This is a genomic window from Streptomyces sp. DSM 40750, from assembly GCF_024612035.1.
GTDB lineage: Bacteria > Actinomycetota > Actinomycetes > Streptomycetales > Streptomycetaceae > Streptomyces.
The window spans coordinates 10,320,859-10,335,446 of record NZ_CP102513.1 but is presented as its reverse complement, the minus strand read 5'-3'; the positions used below and the strand labels follow the sequence as shown (position 1 = coordinate 10,335,446).

Sequence of the window (14,588 nt, the reverse complement as noted above, 5' to 3'; positions counted from 1 at the left end):
CTCCCTTGAGCGATGGACGCGGTAGCGGAGGTGGGTGGCCTCCGGGGTGCCGAGCATGCCGATCACTCGGGCCATCCGCGGTTCGGTCCGCGTCGGCAGGACGTCGGACAAGGTGAGGTGGTCGGCCTGCTGGTCTCGATGTGGTGTGGACCCGACAGGGCGGCATCACTCATCGGTCGTCACGACGGACGACACCTCCCATCTGCCCGTTTGATCCATCGGTGGGAGCGAGGCCGAGGTCGGTGAGGGCTGCCGTGCCGGCGGCGGTGTGGCCGTTGCCGGCGAGCAGGAGCGTGCGGGCCGACTGGTAGGGGCAGCCCGCCGCGTCGAATGCCGTCGCGGTGGCGAGTCGGCGTGGCAGGTCGCCGTCCAGGAGTGCCCGCGCCCGGTCCAGTTGGGCGGTGGCGACCGGGTTTCCGGTGACCAGTTTCCGGGCGGCGTCGAGGCGGCTGCGGGCATCCGGGTGGCCGGCGAGGACCGAGGCCTCGGCCCGGAGGGCCACGTACCAGTGGAGCCAGATCCAGGAGACCCACTTCCACACCCGGTCCGGTTCCGGTGCGAGCCGTTCCAGAGCCGCAGCCGGATCCCCGTGGTGGAGGAGGACCATGGCGTCGAAGACCGCGCCGTAGCCATGGTGGTGCTCTGCTGAGGTGCCCGCCTCGTCCACGATCGCGAGCCAGGTCGCCCGGGCGTCCTGGTCGCCGCGCAGGCCGTGGATCATGGCGACCGACGCGGCGGCGGGGCCGAGGGAGAACGACCGCTGGCGGCCGCTGCGCTGCCATGCGTCGAGGAATCGCACGCTGCCGGTGAGTACGTCGTCGGCGTTGCCCGCGAACGCGTCCGCGACCAGGAGCCAGGACGTGGCGTGGTGTTCCACCTCGGCGAACAGCGGGTGGTCGGCGAGTTGTCTGCCCCACCGGCGGGCCTGCGGCAGATCACCCACGCCGAGGGCCGTTCCGGCGGCCATGGCGAGGGCGTCCATCCGTTCGTGCGTACTGCCGGGGGTGCGCGGTACGGAAGCGAGGATGTCGATCCGGCGCCGGGCGGCGGCCGCGGCACCGAAGGATTCACCGGCCCAGGTCCGGGCGCCGGAGAGCGCGTCGAGGGCGGCGGACTCGGCCACCGGGTCGCCCGCCCGCCGGGCGAGTTCGACGGCTCGTTCGGCGTACTCCACCGTCTCCTGCGCGGTGTTGTCCGCGTCTCCCTGGACCGCGCCGAAGGCATCGGCGATCACCGCCGCCTCGGCCAGGGCGACAGCCGCGGCGGTGGCCGGGTCGGCCGCGGGTTCACCGCCGCTGCCGCTGCCGCTGTTGCTGTCGCTGTCGCTGTCGCTGTCGCTGTCGGCGGACAGTTCTCGTGCCGCCGCGAGCAGGGCGGTCGCCTCGTCCACGGCGGGGATCCGTGTGAACTCGCTGGAGAAGCGGTACGCGACGGTGGCGGCGGCCGCCAGGTCGCGGGCTTCGCCGGCGGTGTCGCCGGCCCGGCGCGCGGCCTCCGCGGCGGCACGGTGCAGGCGGAACATGTCGTCGCCGAGCCTGCGGCAGCCGGCCACCCCGGCGGCCTCCCGCAGCGCGGCGGCGGCACCCGCCTCATCGCGGGAGTCGCCGACGTCACCCGCGAGCGCCGCCGCCTGCTCGTACCGCTGCTGGGACTCGCCGAGCAGGTTGCGGGTGAAGGTCAGTTCGGCGAGGGCGAGGGCGAGACGGTGGGCGTCCGCGCGCTGCTCCGGCCGGTCGGCGGCCCAGATGAGGGCGGCTCGGAGATCCTCCGCCATCGCGTCGAACCGCGCGCGCCGATCCGGGCCTTCGGCTGCTGTGAGGGCGGTCGCGCCGGCCAGGCACCAATCCAGGTGGCGGGATCGGACGTCCGTCAGCTCACCGGTGTCGGCGAGCCGCTCGGTCCCGTACTGGCGGATCGTCTCCAGCGCCCGGTAGCGGGTGCCGGTCGCGGACGGTGTCGCGGTGAGCAGGCTCTGTTCGGCGAGTCGGCCGAGCCCGTCGGCGACCGCGGCGGGATCCAACGGGGCGAACCCGGCCACGGTGGTGGCCGCCTCGGCGGTGAACGGCAGAACGTAGACCGAGATCCGGCGCAGCAACGCCCGGTCCTGCGGCTGAAGCAGGTCGTGGCTCCAGTCCAGCGCCGCGCGCACCGACCGGTGCCGATCGTCCGCGCGGGAGCCGCCGGCGAGGATCCGCAGCTGGTCGGAGAGGCCTGCCGTGAGACCGTCCAGGCCGAGGGTGGGCCATCGTGCCGCCGCGAGTTCGATGGCCAGGGCCATGCCGTCGAGCCGTTCACAGATGGCCGCGATCCGGTCGCGTACCGCCGGTTCGGGTGGCCGGCCGACCGCCGCCGCCCGTTCCATGAAGAGGGTGACGGCCTCCGACTCGCCGCCGTCGTCCCAGGACAGCGGCGGCACCGGGAAGACCCACTCGAACGGCACCATCATCCGGGACCGGCTCGTCGCGAGCACCCGCAGCCCCGGGCAGGCCACCAGCAGCCGTTCCAGGAACGGCGCGACCCCGTCGCGTATCTGCTCGCAGTTGTCCATCACCAGCAGCGCCTGGCGGTCCGCCAGCGCGGCGAGCACCGACTCGTCGATACCGCGCCCGGGCTGTTCGCCCACCCCCACGGCCGACGCGATCGCCGCGCCCACACGCCCCGGGTCGGTGACGGGTGCCAGGTCGACGAACCACACCCCGTCGGCGAAGTCGTCGGCCGCGTCCGCCGCCACCGCCAGCGCGAGGCGGGTCTTGCCCACCCCGCCCGGACCGACCGCGGTCACCTGTCGTCGCGTCTTCACCGCCTCGGCCAGCTCCGCGCGCTCCCGTGCCCGGCCGACGAACGCGGTCAGCGGTGCGGGGAGAGCGGGTGCCGGGCGCGGCCGTTCGGTGCGGGCGAGTTCGGCCGCGCGCCGGGAGAGCGCCCGCCGGTCCGGGACCTCCAGCTTGCGCAGCAGGGCGGAGACATGTGACTCGACCGTGCGTACGGAGATGAACAGCCGCGCGGAGATCTCCGCGTTGCTGAGGTGCTCTCCGAGCAGCGCGAGCACTTCGGCTTCCCGAGCCGAGACCACTGGACTGGACATCGGCCCATTATCCGTTCACCCGTGCGGGTCTCCGTGATGGTTCCGCAGCGGTCTCGGCGGCGGTCTCCGTGATGGTTCCGCAGCAGCCTCGACGGCGCTCTCCGTGATGGTCTCCGTGGCGGTCTCCGTGGTGGTTTCCGTGGTCGCCACGGAGGCGGGCCGTAGCGCGGCCGGGAGAGGCTGTGACCACAGAGATCGAGCGGCGATCGAGCCCGGCGGGACACCGGGCCGGTCGTGGCCCCCGACCGACAGGAGTGACCATGACCGGCTCGCCCGCTACGGGATCCGACGTTCTGGAGCAGACCCAGGACCGGACGAGTGCGGGCCCGCGCCCCCGCGCCGTGCGTCGCCGTGACACCGAGCACCGGCTCGCCCATGACGTCGACGTCTGGGTGGCCAGTGCCTCGGCGGACGGGGTGCCGTATCTGGTGCCGCTGTCCTTCGACTGGGACGGCGAGACCCTCTTGGTGGCCACGCCGGCCGACAGCCCGACCGGCGGGAACCTTGCCGCCACCGGGACCACTCGGCTGGGGCTGGGCCCCACCCGCGACGTGTCCATGATCGAGGGCGAGGTCGAGGTCCTGGAGATCGACGCGCTGCCGCAGGAACGGGGGGACCGGTTCGCCGCGCGCACCGGCTTCGACCCGCGCGCTTCGGCCACGACGTACCGCTGGTTCCGTATCACCCCGCGCCGCGTCCAGGCCTGGCGCGAGGCCGACGAGTTGACGGGGCGTGAGCTGATGCGCGACGGCCGCTGGCTCGACTGACCGCGAGAAGCCACCGACAAGGTGGCACAGCCCGGCACGAGATTCACCATCACATTGTGCGAGGAAGGAAACCCTGACATGACGAACACGCGGAAGCCCACCCGGAGCAGCGGCACCACCGAGAAGGAGTTCGACGGGTTCACGGCCGAGGAACGCGACGCGATGAAGGAACACGCCCAGGAGCTGAAGGCGTCCGCGCGTCGCAGTCCGCGCACGGCCAAGGCTGACGGGGAGAGCGATGTGCTCGCGAAGATCGCCGGGATGGCGGACGCGGACCGTGTCCTCGCCGAGCGGCTCCACGAGATCGTCAGGTCCGCCGCGCCGGACCTCTCACCGAAGCTCTGGTACGGGATGCCCGCGTACGCCAGGAACGGCAAGGTCGTCTGCTTCTTCCAGAGCGCGCAGAAGTTCAGGACCAGGTACGCGACTCTCGGCTTCAGCGATCAGGCGCGGCTCGACGAAGGTGCCATGTGGCCCACGACGTACGCCCTGACGGAACTGACCGCCGACACGGAGGCACGGATCGCCGAGCTCATCAGGAAGGCAGCGGGCTGAGACCGCGTCCGTACGGCAGGAAGGCGGCGGGCTGAGACCGCGTCGGCACGGCCCGGGACGGGCCAACTTCCGCCCCTGCGGCACCCCTTGACCGTGAATCGTTTCACTGCTTCTGTTGGGGAGGCTGTTCATGGGAGCGCTCCCACTTCCCGGTGAGAAAGGATCCCCATGCAGACTTCCCCCCACATATCCAGAAGACAAGGCCTGGCGGCCGTCCTCACGGCGGTTCTCGTCGCCTGTCTGCTGTCGCTGACCGCCGTCACCCCGGCGCATGCCGCGCCGGGCGACGGTTCGGTCTCCGACCCCAACATCGCCTACGTCGGCCGCTGGGACACCGGTTCCGGTACGACGGCCGTCGCCAACTGGACCGGTGCGTATGTGCAGACGTCCTTCACCGGCACCACAGTGAAGGTGAAGGCCAGGGACGCGGTCAACCTCTACGTGAGTATCGACGGCGGTACCGACGTCTTCCACGCGGGCGTACGCGGCACGGTGAACCTCACTCCCCAGCCCCTGCCGTCGGGCACCCACACCCTGCGGATCACCTACCGTTCCGGGGACACGGTCTTCCAGGGCCTGGTCCTGGACTCCGGTGCCCGCACGGTCGCTCCGAGCGCGTCGTCCGGTCTCGTCGAGTTCGTCGGCGACTCCATCACCGCCGGTGCCCTCACCGACCGGCTGGCGCTCGACTCGTACGCCTGGAAGACCGGCGAGCGGCTGGGCATGCGGCACACCCAGATCGCCCGCTCCGGCTACTGCCTCGTCGCCCAGTCCGGGTGCACCGGTCTGGGCTCCCAGTTCTTCAAGGCGGCCAGCACCGGTGCCACGGACTGGGACTTCTCCCGCTACCGGGCGAGCGCGGTCGTCATCAACCTCGGCACCAACGACATCGGGCAGGGGGTGTCCGGCGCCGCGTTCCAGTCGGCGTACACCGTGTTCCTGCGCGACATCCGCGCCACGTACCCGGACGCGGTCCTCTTCGCGGTGCAGACCCTCAAGAAGCGGTACGTCACCGAGACCAGGGCCGCCGTCACCGCACGCAACAACGCCGGTGACGCCAGGGTCCGTTACGTCGACACGACGGGCTGGCTCACCGACGGCACCGACTACGAGGACGGCAACGGACACCCCAACGAGGCGGGCCACACCAAGTTCGCGAACCGTCTGGCTCCCGTCATCGGCGCGGCCCTCGACAGCACGTCCACCACGTCCGTGAAGGAGGCGGCTCCCGGCCGGCCCGGCGACCCGAACATCAAGTTCGTCGGGCGCTGGGACACGGCGAGCTCCGCCACCGCGTACACGCCGTACTGGGCCGGTGCCTACTACCGTGTCGGCTTCACCGGCCGGACCGTCCAACTGCAGCAGCGCGGCACGATCGACTTCTGGGCGCGGATCGACGACGGGCCCGTGAAGTTCTACGACGACGTGAAGGGGACGGTGAACCTGACGCCGACCGCGCTGTCGGCCGGCCGGCACACCCTCCAGGTCAACTACCAGGTGGTGGCGGGCTCCTATCGCGGTGACGCCGTCTTCCAGGGTCTGGTCCTGGACAGCGGCGCGACGACCTTCGCCCCGTCCGCGCCGGCCGAACTGATCGAGTTCGTGGGCGACTCGATCACCGTGGGCACGACGACCTCCCAGAACGCCCGTACCGCCTACGGCTGGTTGATCGGGGAGCGGCTCGGCACCGAGCACACGCAGATCGCCCAGGGCGGCGCCTGTCTCGTCGCCGCGGCGGACGGATGCGTGGGCCTGGAGCGGCAGTACACCAAGCTCAACCCCAACGCGGCCACGCCCGACTGGGACGCCGCCCGCTACCGGGCCGACGCCGTCGTCATCAACCTCGGCACCAACGACGTGGGACACGGGGTCGGTTCGGCGCAGTTCCAGACGGCCTACAGCAGTCTGTTGCGCAAGGTCCGCGCCGCCCACCCGGGGGCCTGGATCTTCGCGTTGGAGACCTTCCGGGGACGGTACGTTCCGCAGACCGAGGCCGCCGTCCAGGCGGCGGTCGCCGGCGGCGACTCCCGGCTGTCCTTCGTCGACACCACGGGCTGGCTGGGCGCCGGCGACCTCACCGACTCCGTCCACCCCAACGACCAGGGTCACCGCGCCATCGCCGACCGTCTCGCCCCGATCATCGCCGCCAGAATCGGCACCTGACACACACCGCGTGACAGCACGACACCCGCGCCGCCCGCGCCCGCCGCTCCCCGGTCGGGGTGCGGGCGGGCTTCCTCCGGTTCGACGCAGAGCCCCGGCACGTCGAGGCCGGTGACCGCCACGGCCGCCAAGGCCGCCAAGACCGCCATCAGCGGTGGCACAGGCCGCTACGGGTCCGCCCACGGGGAGAACTACATCACCCTGAACTGCCCCCGCACCCACGCGGAACTCGACGTCGACGAATGAGGCGGGGCGCCGCCGGACCTACCATGGGGTCATGGCCGTCGACCTCTTCGCAGGCATCCCGGTGAACGACTACGCCAGAGCGCTGGACTGGTACGAGCGGCTGCTCGGTTCCCCTCCGGTGTTCCTCCCGAACGACACGGAGGCCGTGTGGGAGTTGGCGGAGCACCGGTATGTGTACATCGAGCATCGGCCCGGGCGGGCCGGCCACGCTCTGCACACCCTCTTCGTCGACGATCTCGACACGCGTGTCGCCGGGATCGGCGATCGGGGACTGGATCCCAGCAGCCGCGAGACCTACGCGAACGGCGTACGCAAGGTCACGTACCGGGATCCGGACGGGAACGAGATCGGGTTCGGCGGCGGTCCGATTTGATCTGCGCGGGAGGCGAAGGCTCCGTGCGGGGCTTCACTTCCTCGCGCTGATGTCGTCGGAGCGCCACGAAGGGGGCGGCTTCCCCGGGTCACGCGGCACAGGCACCCGCCGCTGTCGTCGCCGACCTGGAAGTTCTGCGACGTCGCGTCGAAGCTCATCCGGCGGGTGATGTCCTGCCAGGTTGCGCAGGAGGTCGGAGCGCGGGGCGGAGCGGCCGTCGTCGCCGATGTCGGCGAGGCCGTGGGCGGCGACCGGACGGCGTCGTACGCCTCGGCCGCCCAGGGACCGGGCGCGGCTGCGCGGCGGGCTCGGAACGCGGCGGTGAACGCCTTGGTACGGGGGTCGACGCTCGCGTCGGTGTGGCCCGTACCGATCCGCCAGTCCTCGCCGACGGCAAGGATTGGCAGCGCAGAGTACGTGCGTTCCTTGGTCGGGCGGCGGCCACCTGTTTCAGCGGCGCCGTGCCGCCATCACGGGGTAGGCGTATGGTCCGCATATGGGTGACCTTCGGTGCACTTGGTACGCGGCCCTGCTGCCGGGTTCCGCGCCTCTTGGCCATGCGGTCCGGGGAGGGTGAGGACGTGCCTGATCCTGGTGCCGTCGGGCGCGGCGGGGGCCGGGGTCCGCAGGTGCTGGAATCGACGTTGGTCGAGGTCGCCCGGGAGAACGGCACATCGGTGACGGCGGTGTATCTGCTGCCGCCGGACGAGTCGGTGCTGCAACTGGCGGTGCTGGGCGGCGTCCCGTGGGAGATCTCCATGCCCTGGGCGCGGGTGGCGCTGGAGTCCTCCACTCCGGTGTCCGACGCGGTACGGGAGCGCCGGCTCGTGTGGGTGAGCGGCCAGGAGGAGCTGGCGCGCCGCTACCCCCGGCTGGCGCTGATCGTGCCGTACCGCTTCACGCTGGCCGCCGCCCCCCTCACCACGGGCGCGGACACCTGGGGCGGCCTGGTGCTGCAGTGGCCCGCCTCGCACCCGCCGCAGCCCAGCGCCCGGGAGCGGAAGGCGATCACCGGCGTCTGTCACCGGCTGGGCCGACTTCTGCGGCAGGCGGCCGACGACGGCAGCCCGGTGCGGCCCGCCGACGAGCCGGTGATGCTGTCCCCGCCGCGGGGCCGGACCGCGGGACCGGCCGAGGCGCAGGCCGCGGTCGACTTCGCCGAGCGCATCCCCGACGGCTGCTGCTCGCTGGACGTGGACGGACGGATCGCCTTCGTCAGCACCAAGGCCGCCGAACTGCTCGGCGCCGACATCCCCGACCTGCTGGGCGCCAAGCCGTGGGAGGCCCTCCGCTGGCTGGCGGACCCGACCACCGAAGACAGCTACCGGGCGGCCATACTCAGCCGCGAACCGGTGTCCTTCATCGCCCTGCGCCCGCCGGACCGCTGGCTGTCCTTCAGCCTCGTGCCGGACGCCTCCGGTATCAGCGTCCGCATCGCGCCGACCCACTCGGCCCACGTCCACGCCCCGGTCACGCCCGCGCCCCGGGCGCGTCCGTCGTTGCCCGCCGCGCACGGGCGGGCCGCCTTCCTGTACGACCTGATGCATCTGGCCGCCACACTCACCGAAGCCGTCGGTGTACGCGACGTGGTCGACCACGTCGCCGACCAGCTCCTGCCCGCCTTCGGCGCCGCGGCCCTCGCCGTGATGACCGCGGAGGAGGGCCGGCTGCGGATCATCGGCTACCGCGGTTACACCGCCCAGCTCATGGAACGCTTCGACGCCGTCCCGCTCACCGCGGACACCCCCGCCGTGCGTACCCTGACCACGGGCGTTCCCGCCTTCTTCGGCACGTTCGCCGACCTCGAGCGCGACTATCCCCCGGCGGTCCTCCAGGACGACATGGCGGCCTGGGCCTTCCTTCCCCTGATCACCTCGGGGCGCCCGGTCGGCTCCCTCGTCCTGGCCTACGAGCGGCCCCATCCCTTCGCCTCGGAGGAGCGCGCCGTCCTCGTCTCCACCGCCGGACTGATCGCCCAGGCCCTGGACCGGGCCCGCCTGTACGACACCAAGCAGCAGCTCGCCCACAACCTCCAGGCAGGCCTGCTGCCCCACACCCTGCCCCACGTCCCCGGTCTGGACGTGGCCGCCCGCTACCTCCCGGCCACCCGTGGCATGGACGTCGGCGGCGACTTCTACGACCTCATCCGCCTCGACACCACCACGGCGGCCGCGGCCATCGGCGACGTGCAGGGCCACAACGTCAACGCCGCCGCCCTCATGGGACAGGTCCGCACCGCCGTCCACGCCACCGCCGGCGCCCCGCCCGGCGAGGTCCTCGCCCGCACCAACCGCCTGCTCACCGATCTCGACCCCGGCCTGTTCACCAGCTGCCTCTACGTCCACCTGGACCTCGCCGCCCACCGCGCCTGCCTGGCCACCGCCGGACACCCTCCACCGCTGCTGCGCCATCCCGACGGCCGCACCGAGCCCCTCCGTCTGCCACCCGGGCTCCTCCTCGGCATCGACCCCGACGCCACCTACGCGTCCACCGAGATCCCGCTGCCCCCGGGCTCCGTGCTGGCCCTCTACACCGACGGACTCGTCGAGGCTCCCGGCACCGACATCGACGAAGCGGTCGACGACCTCGCCCAGGTACTCACCCGATCCGAACCCCGCGCCATGGACACCGTCGCCGACATCCTCATCCAGCACGCCCGCCGCTCCGCTCCACGCAGCGACGACATCGCGCTCCTCCTCATCCGCCCCGTCCGAGAACACCGGCGGCGAAGCGACGGCGATCGGCCAACTCGTCGGCCAACTGGTCCGCCAACTGGTCGGCCGTACAACCTTTGATCCTTGTTGCCCGTCTTCATCACCGAGCAGAACAATTCAACCCTTATACCGACTCGTTCCAACGGGGGAACACATGAGCTTGGCCCGCACCCGCCGCCGCACCGCCGCAGCACTCACGGTCGTGATGGCTGCCGCCCTGGGAGCCGCCGGCGCCGGCGCCTCGAACGCGGACACCGCCGCGCCGCAGACGCGGCAGATCGCCTCGTCCGTCCTCGGCTCCGACTACAAGATCACCCTGACCGCACTGCGTTCGACGGAGGACGAGTACGCCGCCTCCGTGCGCCTACAGGTGTACACGCGGTCCGGCGGCGCCTGGAAGGAATCTGACCGCGTGACCGTGGGCGACGTGAACGGCTGGTTCTGGTATCCGCTCACGGGCAAGGGCGCCGTCTGCCAGTTCTCGACCGCCGGCACCGAGCCCGCCCCACTGACCGTGAGCCTGCTGGTCACACCGTCCCCCGGCTGCTCCGACCCCACCCACTTCCTCGTGAAGCAGGGCAGGGTCTACGCCGGTTGAAGCCGAGGCGCGCCGACACCCTCCTGTTCACGTGGGGAAGTTCCTCGCCGGTGAGACGTCGGGTCCCCGGAATGACGTGCGGGAAAAGGTCGCCGTCCAGTGGTCGTCACAAGCGCGTGGCGTGGACGCGGACAGGGAGGCCCGAGCGGGAGACGGCGTCGCGTTCGAAGGGGAGGCCGATCTTCTCCGCGACGCGTTGGGAGGGCCGGTTGTCGGGGCGGATGATCGCTATGAGTCGCTTCGCATGGAGGACATCGCGGGCGTGGTCGCGGCAGGCGGCCGCGGCCTCGGTGGCGTAACCGTTCCCCTGGAGGTCGGACCGGACACGGTAGCCGACCTCCAGGTCGGTGACTCCTTCGACTTCCTGAGGGGTCAGGCCGCAGTCGCCGACGAACTCGCCGGTGGCGCGGAGGGTGACCAGCCAGAGTCCGCATCCCTCCTGGCGGTAGAGGCGCTGGTTCCAGTTGATCCAGGCCAGGGACTCCTCCCGGGTCTTGGGCCGTGGGTAGTGCCGCATCACGCCCGGGTCGCCGAGAAGCGCGGCCATGTCGTCGAGGTCGTCCTCGGTCATCTGACGGAAGGCGAGTCGTGGGGTGGGTGACGGGGATCCGTCGTGGCGGTTCACCGGTTCTCCTTCGTCTTCGTCTTCGTCTTCGTCTTCGTCTTCGTCATCGTCTTCGTCATCGTCTTCGTCATCGTCTTCGTCATCGTCTTCGTCTTCGGGGCGACGACGTCCGCCGCGTGGGCCGCCCGATCACCGGCGGGACAATCGTTCATCTCACCCGGCGTGCCCGTCGTTTCAGGCGGGGTACGCGGTCGAAGATCGCGGCGAGTCGGGCTCCCTGGTCGAAGAGGGTCGCCGGGCGCGAGCGGTCGCCGTCGAGGTGGGTGAGGGTCTCCATACCGAGGTAGAACGCCACCGCCGCGCCGGCGAGTACGCGCACCCGCACGACGGACGCGAGGGGTTTGCCGCGCAGGAGGACCGTGAGCAGTTCCTCGGCCAGCTCCTCCCACTTGCGGGTTTCGAGGGCGAGTTGGGCGGCCAGTCGCGTTCCGGGCCTGGCCCCCGCGTACAGCTCCTGGACGGCGGCGATGTGCCCGGTCGCGGTGTCCTCGTCGTACAGCTCGCGCAGCCGCGCGATGGCGGGCACGGCCCGGTCGATGCCGGACAGTTCGGCTCGGTAGCGGTCGATGCGGGCTCCGCTGGTGCGTTCCAGGGCCGCCACCAGCAGGTCGTCCAGGTCTGCGAAGTGGTAGTAGATCACCCCGGGTGCGAAGCCGCCGGCCTGGGCTATCGCCCGCGCGGTGGTCCCGCCGTAGCCGTTGCGGACCAGGCAGACGAGGGCGGCTTCCAGGACGCGGTCACGGGTGTCGCGGGTGTCAGACAACGCGCACCGGCCGTACTCCCTGGGCGGCGAAGTGGCCTTCGAGCCTGCGTGCCAGCTCCGGCAGGTGGTGGCTGGGCACACGCGGGTAGAGGTGGTGTTCCAGGTGGTACGTGAGCTCCAGGAAGACGGCGGGGATGATCCTCCCGCGCAGGGTGCGGGTCTGCGTCAACGGGGTGTCTCCGTAGTCGTGGTGCGGCAGATACACCGTCAGGAGGGGGTACACCCAGCTCCCGACGATCGCCATCACCGTATAGACCAGGAGTCCCGGCGTGTACGGCAGGAGCAGCACTCCCCCGGTGAGCGCGGCGAGCGGGGCCGCGGCCTCCGCCAGCAGCCAGCGGCGGTCCCGTCCGCGCCGGTAGGACCAGAACCACAGACGTACGAGGAAGACGGGGCCGTAGCAGACCGCGCCCAGCAGTGACAGTTCGGCCGGGTAGCCCTCGGGGTCGTCGGGGTGCGGGAAGAGGCGGTGGTGCTGGGTGTGGGTGGCGCGGTAGGCGTGCCCGCTCTCCAGCAGGGCCAGCCCCATCGCGAACAGTGCCCAGTCGGTGGCCCGTGGCGAGAGGCCGATCGTGCGGTGCACCACGTCGTGGGTGACGGTCACGACGGCGACGAAGATCCCGAAGACGATCACGGGGGTCAGCCACCACCAGCCGAGCCACACCGCGCCCGCGAAGACCAGTACTCCGGCGCCGGGGCGGATCAGCGCGAAGGTCCGCTGCCGGCCCGTGGTGACGAGCAGGTCCTCGCCGAGTTCGGCCAGGGTCGGCAGGCCGGGCGCCGGAGATCCTGCGTGTCCCCCGAGGCCCTGGGGTCCGTCGACGGGCCCGGCGGCATCGGCGGGCCCGGCGGCATCGGCGGGCCGGGCGGACCCGGAGGCATCAGTCGCACCAGCCGTATCAGCGGCATCAGTCGCATCGTCAGGTGTGGTCATCTGCCGTGTCCCTTCTCCCTCAGCATGCCTTCGGCCACGATGCGGCTGCCCAGCACACAGGCGACCGTGCCGAGGCCCGGCCAGGTCGAGTCGCCGACCAGCCAGAGGCCGGGGCCGCCGAGGTCGTGCGGAATGGCGTGCTGGTTGGTGTTGGTGAGGCGCTGGCGTACGCCGCCGACCGCGCCTCCCGGACGGAAACCGAACCGTTCGTAGCTGCGGGGCGTTCCGGTCTGGGCGATCACGGCGCGCTCCCCGAGCCGGGGGTACGCTCGCCGCGCATGGGCGAGGAGCCCTTCGCCGGTCTCCTTCTTGCGTTGCTCGTACGCCGCCGGGTCGAGGTCGCGCCAGTCGGCGAGGTCGGTGTGGGTGGAGATCATCACGGCGCGGTGGCCGGGCGGTGCGCTGAGCGTGTCCCCGGGTGCGGACACGGAGACGAACATGTTGTTGCCGTCGCCCAGGGGACGGTCGTAGGACTGGAGGAGTTGGTGATGGGTCAACTCCTGTGCGCCGACCTCGGATTCGGGGACGCCGAGGAAGAGGACGGTCGCGCCGCCGAGCGCGTCCGCGTCGCGTTCCAGGTATCCGCGGAGTCTGCGGGCGACGGGGAGTCCGGCGCAGATCGTGGCCGTGGTGGCGGCGGGTACCGCGCAGACGATCCGGCGGGCGTGGACGGTTCCCTGACGAGATCCTTGACGGGTCGTCAATCGATAGGCACCCGGCCCGCCTTCCACGTGCGTGACGCGGCAGGCGGTCCGGAGCGAGCCTCCCAGCTCCCGATAGTGCCGGACCAGCACGCGCCAGAAGCCGTGCATGCCGCCGTTGTGCCTGCTGAGTCCCGCACCTCGGATGGTCACCCCGAGCGCCGCGTTGATCAGGGGCGCGTCGTCGACTCCCGTGTGCACGGTGTCCTCGACCAGCATGGCGAGCAGTCCGACCAGCGCGGCGTCCCCGCGCAGGCCGTGCTCGCGCAGCGCGTCGCCGAGGGTCCGGTTCAGATGGCGGGCGTGGGGGAGTCCGGACACCCCGACCGCCCGCAGGGCCTGCACCACGTCGGCGGGGCCGCGGATCGGCAGCCGTACGCCCGCTCGGCTGGCCCGCCAGAAGGTGTGCGCGAGCCGGTCGAGCAGGGCCCAGAACGCACGATGCCGCTCGCTGTCGCCCAGCTTGCGCAGCCGTTCGGCGTGCCAGGTCGCCTGGTCGCGGTGGAGGACGACCTGCCGGTCCGGCAAATGCGCTCGGTAGCCCGGTAGTTCCTGGGCGTCCAGCGGTGGAATCCCGACGCTGTCGAGGAGTTCGCGGCCGACGCCTCCGGGGCCGAAGTCGACCAGGGTGGTCGCACCGACGTCGAAGGAGAAGCCGCGCCTGCGGTAGTAGCCGGCGCACCCGCCCGCGTGGCCGTGCGCTTCCAGCACGACCGTGGACAGTCCCGCCGCCTGCAACCGCAGCGCCGTCGCCATGCCGGCCATGCCACCGCCGATCACCGCTACGTCGGCACACGTATGGGCGCACTCGTGGGCACAACCGTCCGCGCACCGCCCCGAGTTCTGAACAACCGTTCTGAACATTCGTTCAGAGTGGGGTAGTTCCTGCTCGGCGTCAACGCTTCGGGCGTGTGCGAAGGGACTCGCGGGAACCGCTCACGCCCCGAATGCGTACCTCTGTACGATCACCGGTCACGCACGGGGTACTGCGGTGGAGGGGGCGGCGATGGACGACAAATCAGCTGGGCGAAGAGGCGGTTGGCGGCTGAGGGCCGCCGCGTCGG

At 71.7% G+C, this 14,588-nt stretch carries 13 protein-coding genes; 7 read left to right on the top strand and 6 right to left on the bottom strand.

Translation table 11 applies throughout. From position 1 onward, the window contains the following. Positions 1 to 169: 169 nt before the first annotated feature. Positions 170 to 3,085, bottom strand: a complete 2,916-nt coding sequence (locus JIX55_RS45265) for an ATP-binding protein (protein ID WP_257569032.1) — start codon at positions 3,083 to 3,085, stop codon at positions 170 to 172. Positions 3,086 to 3,345: 260 nt separating this feature from the next. Between JIX55_RS45265 and JIX55_RS45260 the strand changes: the two genes are divergently transcribed. From JIX55_RS45260 to JIX55_RS45230, 7 genes are all read left to right on the top strand, one after another. Next, positions 3,346 to 3,852, top strand: a complete 507-nt coding sequence (locus JIX55_RS45260; protein WP_257569031.1) for a pyridoxamine 5'-phosphate oxidase family protein — start codon at positions 3,346 to 3,348, stop codon at positions 3,850 to 3,852. A gap of 78 nt (positions 3,853 to 3,930) precedes the next feature. After that, positions 3,931 to 4,407: an iron chaperone gene (locus JIX55_RS45255; RefSeq protein WP_257569030.1), complete on the top strand. Its 477-nt coding sequence runs from the start codon at positions 3,931 to 3,933 to the stop codon at positions 4,405 to 4,407. 168 nt (positions 4,408 to 4,575) lie between these two features. Next, positions 4,576 to 6,570 carry an SGNH/GDSL hydrolase family protein gene (locus JIX55_RS45250; RefSeq protein ID WP_257569029.1) on the top strand — a complete coding sequence of 665 codons (1,995 nt, stop codon included), beginning with the start codon at positions 4,576 to 4,578 and terminating at the stop codon, positions 6,568 to 6,570. 111 nt (positions 6,571 to 6,681) lie between these two features. Beyond that, positions 6,682 to 6,816, top strand: coding sequence for a hypothetical protein (locus JIX55_RS45245; protein ID WP_257569028.1), 135 nt, complete (start codon positions 6,682 to 6,684; stop codon positions 6,814 to 6,816). Positions 6,817 to 6,847: 31 nt separating this feature from the next. Then, entirely contained in the window at positions 6,848 to 7,189 is a 342-nt protein-coding gene (locus JIX55_RS45240) for a VOC family protein (protein WP_257569027.1), read from the top strand. Positions 7,190 to 7,746: 557 nt separating this feature from the next. Beyond that, positions 7,747 to 9,984: a SpoIIE family protein phosphatase gene (locus JIX55_RS45235; RefSeq protein ID WP_443046674.1), complete on the top strand. Its 2,238-nt coding sequence runs from the start codon at positions 7,747 to 7,749 to the stop codon at positions 9,982 to 9,984. A 73-nt stretch (positions 9,985 to 10,057) separates the two neighbouring features. Beyond that, a complete protein-coding gene (locus JIX55_RS45230; protein WP_257569025.1) occupies positions 10,058 to 10,501 on the top strand; it encodes a hypothetical protein in 444 nt (147 codons plus the stop codon). Positions 10,502 to 10,607: 106 nt separating this feature from the next. On the opposite strand, the gene JIX55_RS45225 is transcribed toward JIX55_RS45230, so the two are convergent. The 5 genes from JIX55_RS45225 to JIX55_RS45205 are packed head-to-tail and all read right to left on the bottom strand — an operon-like array spanning position 10,608 to position 14,388. Beyond that, complete coding sequence (locus JIX55_RS45225) at positions 10,608 to 11,126, bottom strand: GNAT family N-acetyltransferase (protein WP_257569024.1); 519 nt, start codon at positions 11,124 to 11,126, stop codon at positions 10,608 to 10,610. Further along, positions 11,123 to 11,278, bottom strand: coding sequence for a hypothetical protein (locus JIX55_RS45220; protein ID WP_257569023.1), 156 nt, complete (start codon positions 11,276 to 11,278; stop codon positions 11,123 to 11,125). The genes JIX55_RS45225 and JIX55_RS45220 overlap by 4 nt, the downstream gene beginning before the upstream one ends. Continuing rightward, the gene (locus tag JIX55_RS45215; RefSeq protein ID WP_257569022.1) at positions 11,275 to 11,889 is read right to left on the bottom strand and encodes a TetR/AcrR family transcriptional regulator; all 615 of its coding nucleotides are present in this window, start codon (positions 11,887 to 11,889) and stop codon (positions 11,275 to 11,277) included. Before JIX55_RS45215 ends, JIX55_RS45220 begins: the two co-directional genes overlap by 4 nt. Further along, positions 11,882 to 12,823 (bottom strand): fatty acid desaturase, encoded by a 942-nt coding sequence (locus JIX55_RS45210; protein WP_257569021.1) that lies wholly within the window; start codon positions 12,821 to 12,823, stop codon positions 11,882 to 11,884. Before JIX55_RS45210 ends, JIX55_RS45215 begins: the two co-directional genes overlap by 8 nt. Then, complete coding sequence (locus JIX55_RS45205) at positions 12,820 to 14,388, bottom strand: phytoene desaturase family protein (RefSeq protein WP_257569020.1); 1,569 nt, start codon at positions 14,386 to 14,388, stop codon at positions 12,820 to 12,822. Before JIX55_RS45205 ends, JIX55_RS45210 begins: the two co-directional genes overlap by 4 nt. Between the last annotated feature and the right edge of the window lie 200 nt (positions 14,389 to 14,588).

Coding starts and splice junctions, on each gene's coding strand:
- JIX55_RS45265 (WP_257569032.1), bottom strand. CDS start 3,085: ATGTCCAGTCCAGTGGTCTCGGCTCGGGAAGCCGAAGTGCTCGCGCTG.
- JIX55_RS45260 (WP_257569031.1), top strand. CDS start 3,346: ATGACCGGCTCGCCCGCTACGGGATCCGACGTTCTGGAGCAGACCCAG.
- JIX55_RS45255 (WP_257569030.1), top strand. CDS start 3,931: ATGACGAACACGCGGAAGCCCACCCGGAGCAGCGGCACCACCGAGAAG.
- JIX55_RS45250 (WP_257569029.1), top strand. CDS start 4,576: ATGCAGACTTCCCCCCACATATCCAGAAGACAAGGCCTGGCGGCCGTC.
- JIX55_RS45240 (WP_257569027.1), top strand. CDS start 6,848: ATGGCCGTCGACCTCTTCGCAGGCATCCCGGTGAACGACTACGCCAGA.
- JIX55_RS45235 (WP_443046674.1), top strand. CDS start 7,747: ATGCGGTCCGGGGAGGGTGAGGACGTGCCTGATCCTGGTGCCGTCGGG.
- JIX55_RS45230 (WP_257569025.1), top strand. CDS start 10,058: ATGAGCTTGGCCCGCACCCGCCGCCGCACCGCCGCAGCACTCACGGTC.
- JIX55_RS45220 (WP_257569023.1), bottom strand. CDS start 11,278: ATGAACGATTGTCCCGCCGGTGATCGGGCGGCCCACGCGGCGGACGTC.
- JIX55_RS45210 (WP_257569021.1), bottom strand. CDS start 12,823: ATGACCACACCTGACGATGCGACTGATGCCGCTGATACGGCTGGTGCG.
- JIX55_RS45205 (WP_257569020.1), bottom strand. CDS start 14,388: ATGTTCAGAACGGTTGTTCAGAACTCGGGGCGGTGCGCGGACGGTTGT.